This is a genomic window from Micromonospora andamanensis (assembly GCF_016863495.1).
Classification (GTDB): domain Bacteria; phylum Actinomycetota; class Actinomycetes; order Mycobacteriales; family Micromonosporaceae; genus Micromonospora; species Micromonospora andamanensis.
In genome coordinates this window covers 99,073-117,155 of sequence record NZ_BOOZ01000014.1, presented here as the reverse complement: position 1 = coordinate 117,155, position 18,083 = coordinate 99,073, and the positions used below count along the sequence as shown (strand labels likewise).

17 protein-coding genes and 2 pseudogenes are annotated in these 18,083 nt (G+C 70.5%); 10 read left to right on the top strand and 9 right to left on the bottom strand.

The features are described from left to right. The first annotated feature begins 76 nt into the window (after positions 1 to 76). On the top strand, positions 77 to 970 hold the full coding sequence (locus Van01_RS14305; protein ID WP_204006967.1) for a DUF72 domain-containing protein: 894 nt from the start codon (positions 77 to 79) through the stop codon (positions 968 to 970). A 15-nt stretch (positions 971 to 985) separates the two neighbouring features. Here the strand turns inward: Van01_RS14305 and Van01_RS14300 are convergent, their stop codons facing one another. From Van01_RS14300 to Van01_RS14285, 4 genes are all read right to left on the bottom strand, one after another. Further along, a complete protein-coding gene (locus tag Van01_RS14300) occupies positions 986 to 1,372 on the bottom strand; it encodes a hypothetical protein (protein ID WP_204006965.1) in 387 nt (128 codons plus the stop codon). Between the two features lie 92 nt (positions 1,373 to 1,464). Beyond that, on the bottom strand, positions 1,465 to 2,103 hold the full coding sequence (locus Van01_RS14295; RefSeq protein ID WP_204006963.1) for a hypothetical protein: 639 nt from the start codon (positions 2,101 to 2,103) through the stop codon (positions 1,465 to 1,467). A 93-nt stretch (positions 2,104 to 2,196) separates the two neighbouring features. Further along, complete coding sequence (locus Van01_RS33025) at positions 2,197 to 2,667, bottom strand: sigma-70 family RNA polymerase sigma factor family protein (protein ID WP_239099089.1); 471 nt, start codon at positions 2,665 to 2,667, stop codon at positions 2,197 to 2,199. Between the two features lie 204 nt (positions 2,668 to 2,871). Further along, positions 2,872 to 4,071, bottom strand: coding sequence for an NAD(P)/FAD-dependent oxidoreductase (locus Van01_RS14285; protein ID WP_204006961.1), 1,200 nt, complete (start codon positions 4,069 to 4,071; stop codon positions 2,872 to 2,874). A 154-nt stretch (positions 4,072 to 4,225) separates the two neighbouring features. On the opposite strand from Van01_RS14285, the gene Van01_RS14280 reads away from it, so the two are divergent. Further along, entirely contained in the window at positions 4,226 to 4,759 is a 534-nt protein-coding gene (locus Van01_RS14280) for a hypothetical protein (RefSeq protein WP_204006960.1), read from the top strand. A 6-nt stretch (positions 4,760 to 4,765) separates the two neighbouring features. On the opposite strand, the gene Van01_RS14275 is transcribed toward Van01_RS14280, so the two are convergent. Next, positions 4,766 to 5,620, bottom strand: coding sequence for an alpha/beta hydrolase family protein (locus tag Van01_RS14275; RefSeq protein ID WP_204006958.1), 855 nt, complete (start codon positions 5,618 to 5,620; stop codon positions 4,766 to 4,768). A gap of 138 nt (positions 5,621 to 5,758) precedes the next feature. Next, the gene (locus Van01_RS14270) at positions 5,759 to 7,015 is read right to left on the bottom strand and encodes an SGNH/GDSL hydrolase family protein (RefSeq protein ID WP_204007216.1); all 1,257 of its coding nucleotides are present in this window, start codon (positions 7,013 to 7,015) and stop codon (positions 5,759 to 5,761) included. A 354-nt stretch (positions 7,016 to 7,369) separates the two neighbouring features. Between Van01_RS14270 and Van01_RS14265 the strand changes: the two genes are divergently transcribed. The 7 genes and pseudogenes from Van01_RS14265 (at position 7,370) to Van01_RS14245 (ending at position 15,721) form a co-directional block, all read left to right on the top strand. Beyond that, entirely contained in the window at positions 7,370 to 9,427 is a 2,058-nt protein-coding gene (locus Van01_RS14265) for a DNA gyrase/topoisomerase IV subunit B (protein ID WP_204007214.1), read from the top strand. Positions 9,428 to 9,458: 31 nt separating this feature from the next. Further along, a pseudogene (locus tag Van01_RS33775) lies at positions 9,459 to 9,716 on the top strand (DNA gyrase subunit A); the annotation flags it as partial. Then, positions 9,702 to 10,514 (top strand): annotated as a pseudogene (locus Van01_RS33635) (LAGLIDADG family homing endonuclease); the annotation flags it as partial. The pseudogenes Van01_RS33775 and Van01_RS33635, both read left to right, overlap by 15 nt. 84 nt (positions 10,515 to 10,598) lie before the next feature. Then, the gene (locus tag Van01_RS33630) at positions 10,599 to 13,241 is read left to right on the top strand and encodes a DNA gyrase/topoisomerase IV subunit A (protein WP_373306260.1); all 2,643 of its coding nucleotides are present in this window, start codon (positions 10,599 to 10,601) and stop codon (positions 13,239 to 13,241) included. Between the two features lie 214 nt (positions 13,242 to 13,455). Then, positions 13,456 to 14,841 carry an RICIN domain-containing protein gene (locus Van01_RS14255; protein ID WP_204006954.1) on the top strand — a complete coding sequence of 462 codons (1,386 nt, stop codon included), beginning with the start codon at positions 13,456 to 13,458 and terminating at the stop codon, positions 14,839 to 14,841. A 231-nt stretch (positions 14,842 to 15,072) separates the two neighbouring features. After that, positions 15,073 to 15,264, top strand: a complete 192-nt coding sequence (locus Van01_RS14250) for a type II toxin-antitoxin system HicA family toxin (RefSeq protein ID WP_204006952.1) — start codon at positions 15,073 to 15,075, stop codon at positions 15,262 to 15,264. Positions 15,265 to 15,301: 37 nt separating this feature from the next. Then, entirely contained in the window at positions 15,302 to 15,721 is a 420-nt protein-coding gene (locus tag Van01_RS14245; protein ID WP_204006950.1) for a type II toxin-antitoxin system HicB family antitoxin, read from the top strand. A gap of 27 nt (positions 15,722 to 15,748) precedes the next feature. On the opposite strand, the gene Van01_RS14240 is transcribed toward Van01_RS14245, so the two are convergent. Both Van01_RS14240 and Van01_RS14235 read right to left on the bottom strand, forming a co-directional pair. Further along, positions 15,749 to 16,384 (bottom strand): alpha-ketoglutarate-dependent dioxygenase AlkB, encoded by a 636-nt coding sequence (locus Van01_RS14240; RefSeq protein ID WP_204006948.1) that lies wholly within the window; start codon positions 16,382 to 16,384, stop codon positions 15,749 to 15,751. Between the two features lie 58 nt (positions 16,385 to 16,442). Next, on the bottom strand, positions 16,443 to 16,817 hold the full coding sequence (locus Van01_RS14235; RefSeq protein ID WP_204006946.1) for a nuclear transport factor 2 family protein: 375 nt from the start codon (positions 16,815 to 16,817) through the stop codon (positions 16,443 to 16,445). A gap of 71 nt (positions 16,818 to 16,888) precedes the next feature. Here Van01_RS14235 and Van01_RS14230 point away from each other — a divergent pair, with 71 nt between their 5' ends. Further along, complete coding sequence (locus tag Van01_RS14230; protein WP_204006944.1) at positions 16,889 to 17,485, top strand: TetR/AcrR family transcriptional regulator; 597 nt, start codon at positions 16,889 to 16,891, stop codon at positions 17,483 to 17,485. 13 nt (positions 17,486 to 17,498) lie between these two features. Here the strand turns inward: Van01_RS14230 and Van01_RS14225 are convergent, their stop codons facing one another. Beyond that, positions 17,499 to 17,729, bottom strand: coding sequence for a hypothetical protein (locus tag Van01_RS14225; RefSeq protein WP_204006942.1), 231 nt, complete (start codon positions 17,727 to 17,729; stop codon positions 17,499 to 17,501). Positions 17,730 to 18,083 lie beyond the last annotated feature (354 nt).

Sequence of the window (18,083 nt, the reverse complement as noted above, 5' to 3'; positions counted from 1 at the left end):
CGGTACCAACGGACCGACCCGCAGGTCACCGCCGCAGCGGTTGCCGAGCGGCCCGTTGCGCGGTCCACTGAACTACATGGGTGTCATAAAGGTGGGCACGTCCTCCTGGGCGGACCGGACGCTCGTGCGCTCCGGCTGGTACCCGCGCCAGGTGAACAACCCGGCCGGCCGGCTGCGTCACTACGCCGACCGGTTCGGGCTGGTCGAGGTGGACACGTCGTACTACGCGGTGCCCGCGCCGGAGACCGCGCAGGGCTGGGTCGACGCCACCCCCGAGGGATTCACCTTCAACGTCAAGGCGTTCAGCCTGTTCACCGGCCACCCGACCCCGGTGGCCACGCTGCCCGCCGACCTGCGCCCGACCGGCGGCCCGGCCCGGATCCGGCGGCGCGACCTGCCGACGGCCGCGTACGACGAGCTGTGGAGCCGGTTCCGGGCGGCGCTGACGCCGATCGCGGCGGCCGACCGGCTCGGTGCGGTGCTGTTGCAGTTCCCGCCGTGGCTGGCCCGGGGCGAGGCGGCCCGGCGACGGATCGCGGAGCTGGCGTCGCGGTGCCGGCCGTGGCGGGTCGCCGTCGAGCTGCGGCACGCCTCCTGGTTCGAGGGGACGGCGGCGCTGGAAACTCTCGCCTTCCTCCGTGCCGAAGGGCTGACCTTCTGCTGCGTGGACATGCCGCAGGGGCATCCGGACTCGGTGCCGCCGATCCCGGTGGCGACCGCCGATCTGGCGATGATCCGGTTCCATGGCCACAGCAGCGGCTGGACCAGCGGCGACAAGGAGGACCGGTTCCGGTACGCCTACGGCGACGAGGAACTGGGCCGCTGGTCGGAGCTGCTCGTCGAACTCGCCGACCAGGCCGACGAGCTGCACGTGCTGTTCAACAACTGCTGCGCGGGTCAGGCTCAACGCGACGCGGAACGGCTGGCCGGCCTGCTCGGGGTCGCCGCCCGGGGGGCCGTACCGTCCTGACCGGACGCCCGACGCTCAGCCGCGCCCGGTGCCCTCCGGGTGCATCCCGGTCGCCTCCTCCAGCGCGTTGTCCGGCAGGTCGCCCCCGGCCTCGTCGTCGGGGAAGCTGCGTCGCGACGGCGCCGGGTCCGGCGGCGCCCCGGGCCCGGCCACCGGCGTACGGGTCGGCTCCACCGAGCCGAACCCGTGCCGCCCGGCGGGCCGATCCGTCGGGTCACCGGCGAGCGGACCGGCCGCGCGCCGCTCACCGCGCCGTCCCTCGGGTACCGCGGTCTCCTCGCTGCCCTCCCCCATCGGGGAGTCGTCGCCGGCACCCCACGGCGGATCCGCGTCGAAGCCGTCGGTGGTCCCCCAGGGCGCGACACCCTCGGGTGCCCGGTCCTGCCTGTCCCGGTCGGTCATGGCCACCTCGCTGGTCGGTGCGCGGGCGTCGGTCCGCCTGGGACCGACGCCGGCACGTGTGTGCGCTGGCGGTCGTGCACCTTCGCCGCCGTTCAGCGGCCGGACATCGTCATCTGCCGGATCGCCTTGGCCGCCGCCATCCCGCCAGCGCCCTTGCCCATCGTCTTCGACGCGTGCCCCAGGCCACCGACGCGACCGATCATGCCGCGCAGGACCTGCCCCGGTTTCTGCTGCTCACCCATGTAGGTGGTGACCACGATCAAGGCACCGGTCAGCGCCGGGATGGCCCACTGCAACATCTTCAGTTGGCGCTGGCAGGACGCCACGTTCGCCGGTGTCTGCTGGTTCGGTTCGGTGACCCCCTCGACCGAAGGCCGGCCGGCCTTGGCCAGTCGCATGCCGAGCAGCCGGCTGTACCCGGTCACCGCCAGGGCGCCCACGGTCAGCGCGGTCTTCACCGTGCTGGCCCGACCGACCCCGGCCTGTGCGGCCATCCGTGGGCTCTCGGTCACCAGTTCACCGACCGCGCCGGCGAGGTGGGCACCGATCGCCGCCGCGTTCACCGGCGTCCACCGGTTCCAGCCGGTGGACGCCACCGGAAGTCGTTGGGTCGAGTCGCCGATCCGGGCTGCGGCACCGTTGACGCCGAAGGCACCCATCAGGGAGCCGCCGAACCAGGCCGCCAGGCCCAGGTCGTGCATCGAGCGTAGTGCGGTGTGGCTGTCAGACATCTGGTCCCCTTCCACCGTGTCGGGCGCCGCGGCTTACCCGCCTCGGGCCGGGCTAATCGCCGCGACCCGGGCTCCACGCCCGCCCCCGGCGGGTCAGCGGCGGGCGAGTCGGGTCTCGGACTCGACCCGGGTCAGCTTCTCCGGGTTACGGACGTAGTAGATGCCCCCGATGCCGGCCGTCCCGACCCGGACCGCCAGCACGCCGTCGAGTTCACCGTTCAGGTGCACGACGAGGGCCGGGCCGCCGTTGAGCAGCGTGACGGCCGCGGTCAGCTGGCCCGGCACCTTGCGGAGACCACCGAGGATCATGCGGGCCACCTTGTCGGCGCCGACGATCGGGCGCGGCACCGCCTGCCGCACCCCACCGCCGTCGGCGACCAGGACGACCTCGGGGGCGAGCACGTCGAGCAGCTCCTGGAGATCGCCGGTCTCGACCGCCCGTCGGAACGACTCCAACGCCGCCCGGGTCTCACCCGGGGAGACCACCTCGCGGGGACGGCGGGCGCTGACGTGCTGCCGGGCCCGGTGCGCGATCTGGCGTACGGCCGCCGGGCTGCGGCCCATCGCAGCCAGGTCTCCTGAAGGACGTCCTCGGCGTCGGCGGCCGATCCGAGCATCTCGTACGCGACGGTGAACAGCAGGTTGCGGTGGGCGACGAAGGCTTCGGTCGCCGGGTCGGCGGCGGGGTCACACACTGCCTCGGCCTCTCCTTCGTGCGAGGTCGGTGCCCGGCCACGGCCCGGCCTGACCGTGCCGCGCACCGACGGACTAGACCGTCCGCTCCACTGTGGTCGGCGCGTTGTCACGCCCGGTCCGCAGCACCTGACGGCGCTTGTCATCCTTGAACGGCCAGCGGTACGAGCCGGGCTCGCGTGCCTCGTGCGCCAACTCCTTCAGCATGGACCTGATGGCGTACTCCTTGAGCGTGGCGGCGAGCCGGCCGCCGAGGTAGAACCCGTTAGCGGTGTCGTCCCTGCCGGCGACCTGCGCGGTGGCGGCCCGACGGCCCAGCCCGATGCACTGGCCGAAGAACCCGATGTTGATCGGCTCGGGTTGTGCACCGGCGATCCGACGGAGCACCGTGTCGGCGGCGTGCGCACCGAGCGGACGCGCGGACTGGCAGCTCATCCGCAACGGCCGGTCCGACGGCGCGACCGCGTCACCGGCCCCGACGATGCGCACGTCGTCGACGCTCGTCAGCGTCTCGTCGGTGAGCAGGCGACCCAGTGCGTCGGTGCGCAGCCCGCTGCGCACGGCCAGGTCCGGCACGCCGAACCCGGCCGCCCAGACGGTGACCGGGCTGACGAGTTCGCGGCCGTCGCCGAGCCGCACCGCGTCGGACGTCACAGCCGTCACCGTCGTGCCGGGGCCGTCGAGCACTGTCACCCCGAGTGCGGCCAGTCGCCTGGCGACCGACCGTCGACCCCGGGGATGCAGGTACGGTCCGAGCACACCGCCGCAGACCAGGGTCACCGCACGGCCCGTCTCCGCCAACTCGGCGGCGGTCTCGATGCCCGTCGCGCCGGCACCGACCACCGTCAGCGTGGCCGTCGGCGGCGCGGCGGCGATTGCCGTCGCCAGTCGCTGTGCCTCCTCCAGGGTGGCGACCGGGTAGGCGTGCTGCGCCGCCCCGGGGACTCCCGGGTCGCCGCTGCCACTGCCCACCGCGTAGATCAGATGGTCGTAGTCGATGGTCCGGCCGGATCCGGTGGTGATCCGTCGCCCCGCCGCGTCGATCCCGGTGGCGGCGTCGACCACGAGCCGGACGCGGTCGGCCAGGATGTCCCGGTAGTCGGCGACCGCCTCGGCGGATCCGCCGGCCACCTGGTGCAGGCGTAGCCGCTGGACGAAGTGCCGCCGGGGGTTGACGAGCGTCACCCGCACGTCGGCGCGCCGGGTCAGCCGGTTGGCGGCCATGACACCGGCGTACCCGCCGCCGATGACGACCACGTTCGTGTGCTGGTTCATGGTGTCTCCTTCGCGTCAGGGTTCGGCCTCAAGACACCGCAGGACCGACAGCTGTGATGTCGCGTGAGGCAGGTCACGTCGCCTGCGTGGAGGTGGACCGCTCGCGGGCACGTCCGCCCTCGGGCGGATTGACCGGCCCCACTACGCTCGCCGCATGTCACATCCGGCACCGGAAACGGGCTCCGACCGCGGGTTGGTGTGGGCCTCCGAAGAGGTGACCGACCGCATCGCGCAGGAGGTCAGCCCACAGCCGGGTCTGTCGAACAGGATCGCGCTGGCGGTGCCGACCGCCTTCGTCCTCGCGTGGCCGCCGGCCTTCCTCGGGCTCGCGCTGACCACCCTGGTCGCGCCGTCGGCGACCGACGACGCCAGTGTCTGGCGGGTGGCGTTCTGGGCCCTGCAGTTCGCCGGACTGACCGCGCTCGCGGCGGCGGTCAGCGCGGCGCTGCGGCGATCGGTCGAGCCCGAGGTGGACTCCTCACCCTGGCGGATCGCGCTGCGGATCGCGGGCCACGCGCTGGTCACCGTGGCGTGCGCGGGGCTCGTGCTGGCCCTGGCCGGGCTCTCCGCCGGTCAGATCGCCACGCTGGCGGCCGTGCTGGTGGTGGTGCTGCACCTGCTGCCGATGACCGTGGCCCGACTGCTGTTCCGGTTCCGTCGGCGCGGCGCGGCCGGCCCGGCGGCCTGACCGGGGTCAGCGTACGGGCAGGGTGGTGGCGAAGTCGGCGACCCGCGCGGCCAGCGGCCCGGCGGCGCGTACCCAGGTGAAATGGTCCAGGGCGGTGCCCGGCGCGCCGTAGCGCTCGCGCTCGACGGGTGCCGCGGTCAGCTTCGCGCAGAGGCGGTCCAGCGTCGGGTGCGGGGTGTACTGGTCGCCGTCGACGCTTATCGCCAGCACGGGCGTGCGGATCCGCCGCACCGCCGCCTCGGCGTCCACCCCGTCCACCTTGGGGAAGCGTCCGGTGCGGGCGGTGTGCGCCCAGTCGCGGATCACCCCGCGCGCCTGCCGGCCACCGAAGCCCCACCCGGGCCAGACCCCGAGCAACCGGGCCGTGGCGGCGATGCCCTGGGATACCGGCAGCAACCCGTACCGCCGGAGACCTGTGAAGTCACGCCAGTAGGGGATGCCGACCGCGATGAGGGCCAGCCCGTCCACCTCGTGCCCGCCGTGCAGGGCCAGGTGCAGCACGGCGGCCTGGCCGCCGAGGGAGTGCCCCAGCACCACCGTCCGCCGGCCGTCGAGCCGGGGCTTGAGCGCCGCCCGTACCGCCCCGATGTCGGCGGCCAGTTCCGCGTAGCCGTACCGGCAGGCGCGGCTGGGCGGGGGAGTGCTCTCGCCGGTGCCACGCAGGTCCGCCACGACCACGGCGAGTCCGGCGGCGCGCAGCGCGGCGGCGAACGGCCGGTAGTAGCGGGCCCGGACCCCCATCGCCGGGGCGATCAGCACCACCGGGGCGTCGGTCACCCCCTCGGGTTCCGGGTAGACCTGGACGCCGAGGCGGGCGCCGTCGACCTGGACGAACTCCTGCTGGTACTCCACCGCGTTCACGACCACAGGTTACCGGCGGGTAGGTAGTCGCCGGGGGCCGCCCCCGCGCGGGTCGTCGGCCCGCCACGCACGGATCGGAACGACGGTGCCCCGGAACCCGTTCGGGTTCCGGGGCACCACGACCCGGGTTCGGGCCGGTCAGGAAACGCCTATCGTGCCGTTCGAGGCGCGTACGCAGGCGACCGAGCGGGCCGTGGCGGTGGCCGCGCCGGAGAGGCACTGGCCCAGCACCTGGTGCCCGGCGGCGTTCGGGTGCCACGACTCCTGGCAGGTCTGGAAGTAGCTCACGCAGGTGTTGGCGATCCGCTGGATGGCGATCTTGTCCTTGCCGGAGAGGCTTGTCACGAAGGTCCCGTTCGGCGGGTTGTCCATCAGCCGGATCGGGGTGGCCAGGGTGCCGGTCGGGCTGTTCGTGTTCTCGCAGAGCCGGGCGCCGTCGAAGGCCCGCTGCACGTTGAGGTAGACCAGGTCGGTGCCGGTGAACTCGGCGGCCAGGGTGTCCCGGGCGGAGCGCACGATGCTCCCGAGGCCCTGCGAGAACCGGTGACCGGGCGCGAGACTCGCCCGGTGGATCGGGCAGCCGGACGCGTACCGCTCGGCGCCCAGCGCACGGAACTTGTCCCGGGTGTCGTCCCGGCTGTCCTCCGAGTGGTACGTCGGGGCCAGGTCCAGCGGCAGCGGGTTGGTGTAGTCCTGCAACACCACCCGGTGCTGGCCGTCGGCGTCCACCTCCCGCAGGGTGGTCAGGATCTGGCGTACCGCCGAGGTGGTCTCCGCCGTCGCGGCGGTGAGCTGCGCGGCGGTGGCCAGGTCGGCGTCCGTGCAGGGCTTCTGCTCCACCGGCCCGCCCAGGTACGCCCAGAACTCCCACCAGCCGGTCCAGGCGTCGGCGATGAACCGGTTGGCGCACTTCTCGGCGACCCCGCCGAAGGTGAACGAGCTGTTGTTCGAGCCGAGCCCGATCAGCACCAGGTCGATGTCGTGGGTCTGCGCGACCGCGCGGAGCTGGTCGAGCTGGGCGGCGACCTGCCGCCCGTTCGTCCGGGCCGACGAGGCGGCGGCGATGTCGTGCGGCTGGCCGCCGGAGCAGGCCAGATTGAACCGGTTCTGGATGCCGGGCAGCGTCGCCTGGTGCAGTGAGGCGTTGGCCGAGCGGTGGCAGAAGAAGGCGTCGTTGTTGGGGGCTGTCCATCCCGGGAAGCCCCGCGCGACGCCTGTCGCGTCGACCACCGGCTGGTAGGCGCCGGCGCCTTCGCCGCTGATGAAGCTGTCGCCGAGGGCCACCGCCGCGGTGGGTGGCGCGGCCGAGGCGGCGGGGGCCGCGACGGCGGGGGAGAGGGTCGCCGCGGCGACGGCCAGGGCCATCGCGGCGGCGGTACGACGCAACGCGGACATCGGCATCCCCATCCGTTCATGGAAATATGAAAGATCTTCTGGTGCGGTGATGAGATCACGCACGTGTGACGAACGTCAACAGTGGGAAACATCTGTGACGGGCGGTTCGGCAGGGGCCGACGGGGCTGCCGCGATCGGCCGTCCGGGGCGGACCCCGACCAGCGCCGGTGGGCATAAGGCCGGCGACCGGGGTGTTGACCGCAGCAGGTCCGCCAACAGCGGCCCTCGGCGTGCCGGGCGGGTGTCCGTACAGGTTGTCGGGGCGTGCGGCTACGCTCGCTGCGGCGTGTCCGCGCCGGGCCGACCGCCGACGGCGCGGGGAAGCACATCGCCGAGACCGGGGAGTACGACCAGTTGACCGCAGAGCCTGACACCCTGTATGGGGCCGACGACCTCACCCACCTCGAGGGGCTGGACGCCGTCCGCAAGCGGCCCGGCATGTACATCGGCTCCACCGACAGCCGTGGCGTGGGTCACCTCGTCAACGAGATCCTGGACAACTCGACAGACGAGGGTGTCGCCGGCCACGCCACGAGCGTCGAGGTCATCCTGCACGCCGACGGCTCGGTGCAGGTCGACGACAACGGCCGGGGCATCCCCACCGACGTGCACGCCCGCTCCGGCATCTCCGGCGTCGAGCTGGTGCTCACCCGCCTGCACGCCGGAGGCAAGTTCGGCGGCTCCGGTTACAAGACCTCCGGCGGCCTGCACGGTGTCGGCGCCTCGGCGGTGAACGCCCTGTCCCGCCGCTTCGACGTCACCGTGCGCCGGGGCGGCAAGGTGCACACCATGTCGTTCCGGCACGGCGTGCCCGGCATCTTCGACGGCGACGGCCCCGACGCGCCGTTCACCCCCGGCCCCGGGCTCCAGGTCGTCGGCGCGGTGAAGCGCGGTCAGCGCACCGGCACCTCGATCCGCTACTGGCACGACCCCCGCTACTTCGAGACCGGTGCCACGCTCGACCACGACGCGGTGCGGGCCAAGTTGCGGCACACCGCCTTCCTGGTCCCCGGCGTCGGCTACACGTTGCGCGACCGCACCACGGAGGAGCCCACCGAGGAGCGCTTCCACTATCCCAACGGCCTCACCGACATGGTGGAGTTCCTCGCCCCGGCCGGCGACCGACCGGTTTCCGGCACCCTCCTGGTCACCGGCGAGGGGACGTACCGGGAGAACGCCGCCGACGCCAACGGCGTGATGCAGTCGAACGTGCAGCGCCGGGCCGAGGTCGAGATCGCCTTCCGCTGGGGCACCGGCTACGAACGCACTGTCGAGTGCTTCACCAACACCATCCGCAACGCCCACGGCGGCACCCACCGCAAGGGTTTCGAGCGGGCGCTGGCGCGTACCCTCGCCGACGCCGTACGCAACACCCGGGGCCTGCTCAAGGCCAAAGAGGACGCGCCAACGCTGGACGACGTGCTGGAGGGCATGACGGCTGTGGTGCACGTGCGGGTGCCCGAGCCGCAGTTCACCTCGCAGACCAAGGACGAGCTCTCCACCGCCGGCATCACGAAGGTCGTGCAGAGCCTGGTCGAGCAGCACGTCAAGTCCTGGCTGGACGACCGCAAGACGCGCACCGAGGCGCGCACCGTCCTCCAGAAGATCGTCGACGCGTCCCGGGTACGCCTCACCCAGAAGCAGCAGAAGGACGCGGCCCGCCGCAAGACCGCCCTCGAAGGCGCGGCCATGCCCGCCAAGCTCGTCGACTGCCGCGCCTCGGGCATCGACAGGAGTGAATTGTTCATCGTGGAAGGGGACAGCGCCCTCGGGACAGGCCGACTTGCCCGTTCTGCGGAGTTTCAAGCGCTCCTTCCGATCCGAGGCAAGATCCTCAATGTGCAGAAGGCCAGCCTTCAGCAGGTGCTCGACAACGCCGAGTGCGCGGCGATCGTGCAGGTGCTCGGTGCCGGCTCCGGGCGCACCTTCGACCTGTCCGCGCTGCGCTACGGCCGGGTGCTGATCATGGCCGACGCCGATGTCGACGGCGCGCACATCCGGACGCTGCTGATCACCCTCTTCGCCAGGTACATGCGGCCGTTGATCGAGGCGGGCCGGCTCTACGCCGCCATGCCGCCGCTGCACAAGATCACGACCAAGGGGCGCAACCCGGAGACCATCTACACCTACACCCAGGTGGAGATGGAGACGACGGTGCGCAAGCTGGAGAAGGCCGGCAAGCAGATCGTCACGCCCATCCCGCGCTTCAAGGGTCTGGGCGAGATGGACGCCGACGAGTTGTGGGAGACCACGATGAACCCGGCCACCCGCGCGGTACGCCGGATCACCCTGGACGACGTCGACGCCGCCGAGCGGATCCTCGAACTGCTGATGGGGGAGAAGGTCGAGCCCCGCCGCAACTGGCTCATCGACTCCGCCGACCGGGTCGACCGTGCCGCCATCGACGCCTGACCATCGCGTCTCTCGGAAGGAAAGCTGAGCCATGGCACGCCGCAAGGAGACAAAGGTCGACCATTCCGCGTTCGACCTGGCCGGCGCGCGGATCATCGACAACCCGCTGACCACCGAGGTCTCCGACTCCTACCTGGAGTACGCCTTCTCGGTCATCCACTCCCGGGCACTGCCCGACGCGCGCGACGGCCTCAAGCCGGTGCACCGACGCATCCTCTGGTCGATGTACGAGCAGGGCCACCGCCCGGACCGGGCGCACGTGAAGTCCGCCCGGATCGTCGGCGACTGTTTCGTCGCGGGAACGCTAGTCTCCACACCCGAAGGTCTCAGGGCTATCGAGGACATAGAGATTGGTAACCTAGTGTTGGACGGGGATGGCGCCGCCACTCCGGTCACCCAGGTTTACCGAAATCCCGTGTCGGAACTGGTCCGAATCACCTGGAGCAATGGTCACACCATGGTCGTCACGCCCGGCCAACGGTTTCGGGTCGTAAATGATGATCTGACCATTGGCTGGACCGAAGCTCGGGACCTGAAGAATCACCTGACACTGGCTTACGGCGGACGTCGCTGGCAGGCCGCCATCCCGGGTGGGGACATCTACGACTACGTCCGCGGGCTCGTTGTAGCCGAGGGCTTCCCCGCCGATCGTGCACGAGCCGCAGACGGTCGTGTCCGACTACACATGTGCGACGAAGAGCCGCTCGATGCCGCGCACGGTTGGGCTATAGCCAATGGATTGAATGCCACTCGCGGCAAGCGCGAGGCAGCCAAGCCGGGCCATCGCGACCAGCACATCATCACGTTCGCCCGGCATCCGGGCCTGCTAGACGTTGCGACGCCGCTCAGCCGTGCCAAGCGGATCCCGGACGACATCATCGAAAACCGCTCCGCCTGGGCGCCGTTTCTCGCCGGCTTCTTCGACGGCGACGGCTATGTGCGGAAACGTTTTCGAGAGGTCGTCTTTGTGAGCACCAGCGAGACGTTGGTGCATCAGGTATACGCCATACTTGCTGATTTGGGAGTGCACGGCCACCACTGGACCAGCAACCGAGCCGGCGACCACCCGCTCTGCGGCCTTGCCGTTACTGGGCGGGACGCCGCTGCCGTTGCCGAGTTGCTTCTGCCCTGGGTGCGAATTCCATACAAGCACGAGGGGCTTCGGCGGGTGATGGAGCTTGGATATCCCTACGGCGGTAAACAGGGTAACGACCGTCTTCCTTGTGGTCCAGTGATGCAGGAGTTCACCAAGGCGCATCGAGGTGGCGGGTGGTTCCACGAGGTGGGCGGTAAAGCTTTTCGGGCGTCACTGTCGGGTGCTGGAAGCAAGGTGCGTTACGGCAAAGACCGGAATGGTGTGCACCTTTCGGAGCGGTCGTTCCCGCTGTGGCGCGCGGAACGCGACGGGTGGGTGCGCAAACTTCGGAGAATCGGCTCACCGCTTGCGAACCGGCTTGAGACGTTGTCCGGCCGCTCTTTCCTTCGCGTTGCCGCAGTTGAGGCCGTAGCCCCTGCCGTCACCTACGACATCCAGGTTGGAGCCGACGACCACGCGTTCGCCGCCGAGGGCTACATAGTCCACAACTGCATGGGCAAGTACCACCCGCACGGCGACACCGCGATCTACGACGCGATGGTCCGGCTGGCGCAGGACTTCTCGCTGAACGTGCCACTCATCGACGGGCATGGAAATTTTGGAAGCTCAGACGATGGACCGGCAGCGGCGAGATACACCGAGGCTCGGATGTCGCGGGAGGCGATGCTGCTCGTCGGTGAGCTGGGTGAGGACACCGTCGACGTCGAGCCCAACTACGACGGCTCGCTGACCCAGCCCACAGTGCTGCCGGCCGCCTTCCCGAACCTGCTTGTCAACGGCGCCGCCGGGATCGCGGTCGGGATGGCGACGAACATGATCCCGCACAACCTGGGCGAGGTGGTCGCCGCGGCCCGGTGGCTGATCCGGCACCCGAACGCCACCCTCGACAAGCTCATGGAGTTCGTGCCCGGCCCCGACCTGCCCACCGGCGGCATGCTGCTCGGCCTCGACGAGGTGCGCCGGGCGTACGAGACCGGCCGTGGTGTGGTGCGGATGCGGGGCAAGGTGGAGATCGGGCCGCTGGAGGGCAGCCGGGGTCGGCAGGCGATCACCGTTGTCGAGTTGCCGTACGGCATCGGCGCGGAGAAGGTCATCGCGGCCATCACCAACGAGGTGACCAAGACGAAGCGGCTCACCGGGATCGCCGATGTCAAGGACCTCACCGACCGCGAGAGCGGCACCCGGCTGGTCATCGAGTGCAAGGTAGGCGTGAACCCGCAGGCGCTGCTCGCCGACCTCTACCGGTTGACCCCGCTGGAGCAGTCCTTCGGCGTCAACAACCTGGTGCTTGTCGACGGGCAGCCGCGCACTCTGGGGCTCAAGGAGCTGCTGGAGGTGTTCCTGGCCCACCGGTACGAGGTGGTGACCCGGCGCAGCGCGTACCGCAAGCGCAAGCGGGAGGAGCGGCTGCACCTGGTCGACGGGCTGCTGATCGCCCTGCTCGACATCGACAAGGTGGTCAAGCTGATCCGGGCCAGCGAGGACGCCCAGGCGGCCCGGAGCGGCCTGATGCGCCAGTTCAAGCTCTCCGAGATCCAGGCCAACTACATCCTGGACACCCCGCTGCGCCGGTTGACGAAGTACGACCGGCTGGAGCTGGAGGCCGAGCAGCAGAAGCTGCGCGGCGAGATCGCCGAGCTGTCGACGATCCTGGACGACGAGAACGTGCTGAAGAAGGTCGTCTCGGACGAGCTGGCCGCCGTGGTCAAGCAGTTCGCCGCTCCCCGGCGGACCACGCTCGTCGACGGTGACCTCAAGGAGGTGCTCGCCGCTTCGGTGCCAGCGGGCCCGTTGGAGGTGGCCGACGACCCGTGCCAGGTGATCCTGTCGGCGACCGGGTTGGTGGCTCGTACTGCGGCCGAGTCGGAGGAGGCCGCCGAGGGACGTCGCCGGCACGGCAGGGTCAAGCACGACGCGGTACGCGCCGTGGTGCACTCCACGGCGCGGGGTCGGGTACTGCTCGTGACGAGTGCCGGCCGGGCGTTCAAGGTGGACGTGCTGCCGCTGCCGGTGCTGCCGGAGCAGGCCGGCACCGTGTCGTTGCGGGGCGGGATGTCGGCCGCCGAGCTGGTGCCGCTGGAGCCGGGGGAGACGGTGGTCGGCCTGGCACCGCTGGGCGCCTCCGCCGAGGGTTCGCCGGGCCTGGCGCTCGGTACCCGGCAGGGCGTGGTGAAGGTGTGCGCCCCGGACTGGCCGGTGCGGTCCGACGAGTTCGAGGTGATCGGGCTGCGGGACGGCGACGAGGTGGTCGGGGCGACCTGGCTGGTCGACGGCGGCGAGACCCTGGCCTTCCTGACCAGCGCGGCCTCGCTGCTGCGGTTCCCCGCCGGGACGATTCGCGCGCAGGGGCTGCGGGGTGGCGGGATGGCCGGCATCGCCCTGCCGTCCGGGGCGCGGGTGGTGTTCTTCGGCGCGGTCCGCACCGACGATCCGGCGCACGGTGAGCCGATGGTGGTCACGTCGACAGGCGCGACGGTCAAGGTGACGCCGCTTTCGGCGTACCCGGCGAAGGGGCGGGCGACCGGCGGGGTGCGTGCCCATCGGTTCCTCAAGGGTGAGACCGACGTGGTGGTCGGTTGGGTCGGCCCCCGGCCGGTGGGGTCGACGGCGAACGGTGAGGCGGTGGAGCTGCCCGCGGCTGATCCACGTCGCGACGGTTCGGGCTTCGCCGTCATGCTCGGCCCGGCCGTGGTGGGTCACCAGATCGACCGCCAGTAGGTAGCTGTCTGCTCAACGGCGGCGTGCCGGCCGCGACCGTCCGGCACGCCGCAATCCATCGACACCTGTCATTGACGTATGACGTATGACGACGATACGTTGAGGCTTGCTCGCTTGCGGCCCGACGTGTCGACACCGCCATCCACAACGTCGGTGCCTGCGACAACGCGCATCCTTCCCGATCGCGCGTGGTCCTAGTCGAAGGAGTGGATCAATGACTGGTGAGGTTCGTCCCGCCTCCCCGCCCAGGCGTCGGAAACGGTCGGTCGCGGCCGCGGTCGGTGCGGCGGTCCTGGTGGCAGGCAGCCTGGTCGCGGTGAACGCGGCACCCGCGGCGGCGGCGACAGTGGACACCAACGCCTGGTACGTGCTGGTCAACCGGAACAGTGGTAAGGCGCTTGACGTGTATGGCCTGGCCACCAGCGATGGTGCGCGGATCAGTCAGTGGACGCGCAACAACGGCGCGAATCAGCAGTGGCAGTTCGTGGACTCTGGTGGCGGCTATTACCGGTTGAAGTCCCGGCATTCCGGCAAGGTCCTGGATGTGTCGAACGCGTCGACTGCCGACGGTGCGGGGGTCGTGCAGTGGTCGGATCACAACGGCAGCAACCAGCAGTTCCGGTTGGCCGACTCGGACGGCGGTCACGTGCGGTTGATCAGCCGGCACAGCAGTAAGGTCGTCGAGGTACAGGGCGCTTCCACTGCTGACGGCGCGAACATCGTGCAGTACGCCGACTGGAACGGCACAAACCAGCAGTGGCAGCTCGCCCGGGTCGACGGCGGCGGTGACCCCACGTCGCCACCACCGACCGGTGAGCCGGGCGCGGGGTGCGGCCGGACGCCGACGCTGGGCAGCGGCTCGCACACCATCCAGAGCAGCGGCAAGAGCCGTAGCTTCATCCTGAGGCTGCCCGCCAACTACAACAGCAACACCCGCTACCGGTTGATGTTCGCGTTCCACTGGTTGGGGGGCACCTCCGGCGACGTCGCCTACGGCGGAGCCGACGGGGCCGCCTGGGCGTACTACGGCCAGCAGGAGCAGTCGAACAACAGCGCCATCCTGGTCGCGCCCCAGGGAATCGGCAACGGCTGGGCCAACTCCGGTGGTGAGGACGTCACGTTCGTCGACGACATGATCCGGCGGATCGAGAGTGACCTCTGCGTCAACACGGCGCAGCGCTTCGCTCTCGGATTCAGCTACGGCGGGGCCATGAGCTACGCCCTCGCCTGCGCCCGGCCGACCGTTTTCCGGGCGGTCGCGGTCTACGGCGCTCCCCGGGAACTCAGCGGGTGCAGCGGCGGTACCCAGCCGGTCGCGTACTTCGGCATTCACGGCATCTCGGACAACATCACGAGCGGGCGGTCGCTGCGCGACAGGTTCGTCCGCAACAACGGCTGCACCCCGCAGAACCCGCCGGAGCCGGCGGCGGGCAGCCGGACGCACATCACCACCGCCTACTCGGGATGCCGCGCCGGCTACCCGGTGCAGTGGGGCGCGTTCGACGGTGGTCACACCCCTGGCCCGGTCGACGGTGGCGGCGACAGCGGCGCCAGGACGTGGACCAAGGGCGAGGTGTGGCGGTTCTTCGCACAGTTCTGAGCGAGTGTCGGAGTCCTCGGCCGAGGCCGGGGACTCCGACGCGCGGGCGAGAGGCGAAGGCGGCGGCGTAACCTCGCTCGCGCATCAGGTATGAAGCCTGTCATGCCGCACCCGACTCACGATGCTGCCTAGCAGGGTGCCTGCCATGAGGCGGACCGTGCTGCCCCCGCCCCCGACCCGCCGACGTCTAGTCGAATTTACTTGTTTATTCCACTATCCTAGACTGGAGTTGTGAAGCGGGTAGACCTGATTGGCAAGATCGGCAAGGCGGCGGCTGAAGCGGGCGTGGTGTTCGAGAAAGTACGCGAAGGTGGCAGCCATACGATCTTCAGGTACGGCTCGCAGAACGTCGTCATACCTAGACACAAGGAGATCAACGAACTTACGGCGCGGGCGATCTTGCGCTCTCTCGGCTTGCGGTAGGAAGGGGCTGTCGCTGATGAGGTACACCGTTACGTGCGTGCGCTCGGGCGCGTGGTGGGCGATCACCGTGTTGGAACTCAAGGGCGTATTCTCGCAGGCCCGCCGCTTGGACCAGGTTGAACCGATGGCACGGGAGGCCATCGCTCTCATGCTCGACGTCGATCCGAGCAGCTTTGACGTCGAGGTGCGGCCCGAACTGCCGCAGGAGGTGACCCGGGCACGCAAAGCACGTAGTGCCCTGCGTAGGGCCGAGGAGTCCGCCGAAGAGGCGACGATCACTGCCGCGCGTGCACTGCTGGCCAAGGGTTACACGGTTCGCGACGCGGGCGCACTTCTGGGAATCTCTGCGCAACGAGTGTCGCAGCTGGCGCCAAGGAAGAGGGCTCGGCCGGTGGCGACGAACGGCTCGCCTGGCGGTGCCAGCGAGAGTGGTCAGGACGAGGCGGCAGCTGCGTGAGCTGAAGCTTGCGTGCCCCGCCTGGGTTCAGGCGACGCCGGCCGGGCGGAACTGGACGCTGACCCGGGGGCCGACGGGACGGGCGGTCTTGGGTAACGCGTGCTCCCAGGTGCGCTGGCAGGAGCCACCCATCACCACCAGGTCGCCGTGGCCCAGCGGGAACCGCAGGCTGGTGCCACCGCCACGGGGCCGCAGCAGCAGTTGGCGTGGCGAGCCGAAGGAGACGATGGCGACAAGGGTGTCGGTGTGCGCGGACCGGCCCTGGGTGTCGCCGTGCCAGGCGACGCTGTCCCGGCCGTCGCGGTAGAGGCACATGCCGGCGGTGACGAACGGCTCGCCCAACTCGTCGGCGTAGTGGCGGGTCAGCGCCGCGCGGGCGGCGGTCAGCACCGGGTGCGGCAACGGCCGGCCGGCACCGTACCAGCAGAGCAGCCGGGGCACGGCGACCTCGGTGTCGTACATGGTGCGGCGTTCGGCCCGCCACGGCACCTCGCGCAGCAGCACGTCGAGCACCTGGTCGGAACCGTGCACCCAGCCGGGCAGGTGGTCGATCCAGGCGCCCCGGCTCAGCGGGTGCCGACGCGGTCGCCCGGTCAGCGGGCTGAGGGTGGGTGCCGCGTCGGTGACCTCCAGCATCGACGGCTGGTACGCGGTCTGCGACATGCCCGCAGCCTAGCAGGGATTTAGCACACCAGTGCTACCGAGCCGACGGGCTGTGGAGTCATGTCGACGGGAGGATCCGGGTGGCCTGGACGGCGCGGCGCAGCCGGCCGTCGGCGGCCAACTCCCCGAACATGTAGATCTCCGTGGTGATGGTCCCGCCCTTGCGCAGTTCTGTGACGAGGTGGTACCGGGCCGCCAACTGGTCGCCGTCCACAAGCGCCTGCTGCACCTCGACGCGGAGACCGGCTGCCCGTTTGCGGGCCGGACGGATGTGCTCCAGCAACCGCTGCCGGTCCAGTGGTACGCCGTCGTTCACCAGTTCGTAGTCCGGCGTGTGGTAGCGGTCGAGCACTGTCGCCGGATCCTCGTCGCCAAGCCCTGCTTCCTGCGGATAGCGGATCAGATAGCTGGTCAGGTCGGCGCGCGGCGTCATCGGGGTCTCCCGGGTAGGCTTAACTTTGACAGCGTGTCCACTTTAATGTCGGGGGCAGTAAGTTGGACAACATGTCAGAGGTAGGCGGCGGTCGACGCCGACGACGGCGTTCCGACGCGGAGCGCAGCGCCGCCGCGGTGCTGGATGCCGCCGTGCGGGTGCTCGGTGCGCATCCGGACGCGAAGGTGGAGCAGGTCGCCGCCGCTGCCGGCGTCACCCGCCAGACGGTGTACGCCCACTACCCGTCCCGACAGTCGCTGGTGGCCGCCGTCGTCGACCGCATCACCGCCGAAGCCGTCGCCGCCCTGGACACGGCCGATGTCGACAGCGGCACCGCTACCGCGGCGCTGCTGCGCTGGCTGGACGTCACCTGGCGGCTGCTCGACAGGTTCCCGCTACTACTGCATCCCTCGGTGGCCGCGATCGACCAGGGGGACTCCGATCGTCAGCACGCCGTGGTGGTCGAGCGCCTGGCCCGGCTGATCGGCCACGGTCAGGCCGCCGGTGAGTTCGACGGCACCCTCGACCCGGCCTGGCTGGTGTCCGCGACCATCGCGCTCGGTCATGCGGCCGGCGGCGAGGTCGCTGCCGGCCGCATGACCACCGTGCGGGCGGCGGCGGTGCTGCGCCGCAGCATCCTGCGTCTCTACGGCGCCCGCGAGCCCTGATCGGCGCGGAAGATCAGCTCCGGTACAGGCAGAAGGAGTAGAGGGTGCGACCGGTGGTCGTGCTGTCACCCCTGGGCTCGAACCACAGCGTGCCCTTGCCCTTGGGGCGATAGCCCACGGCGACATCCTTCGTGACCTTCTTGCCCGAGGTGCCGAGCAGCGTGGTGGAGGTGCTGGTGCCGCCCTGGGACATCCGAACCCGGATCGACTTGACCGTGCCGGAGATCTTGTACGTGGCCTTCACCCGCGCATTTCCACCCGGCCATCCGGAGTAGCTGAACCCGAGTCCACTCCCGACTGAGTCGCCCGCCGAGGCACTCCAGGAGCGTACGCAGGTCGCTGCTTCCGCCTTCGTCGCCATCGGGGCCACCAGTGCGGCAGACGTCAGGACGGCGAGCGCCGGCATCAGCAGGGCCGCTCTTCGTACGGAAAAGATCACATGTGCTCCTTTGTGGCTACACGATGGCGAGTGGATCGGATCGCAGGAGCCGCCGAGAAACGGTCAACAGGCGGTCATCCACCTGGGCGCTGGTCACTGTAGTCAGGGCTTGCCGGCGACGGGTGGCCGGGCTGGCCCTGGCGCCGTGTGGGCGGAGCT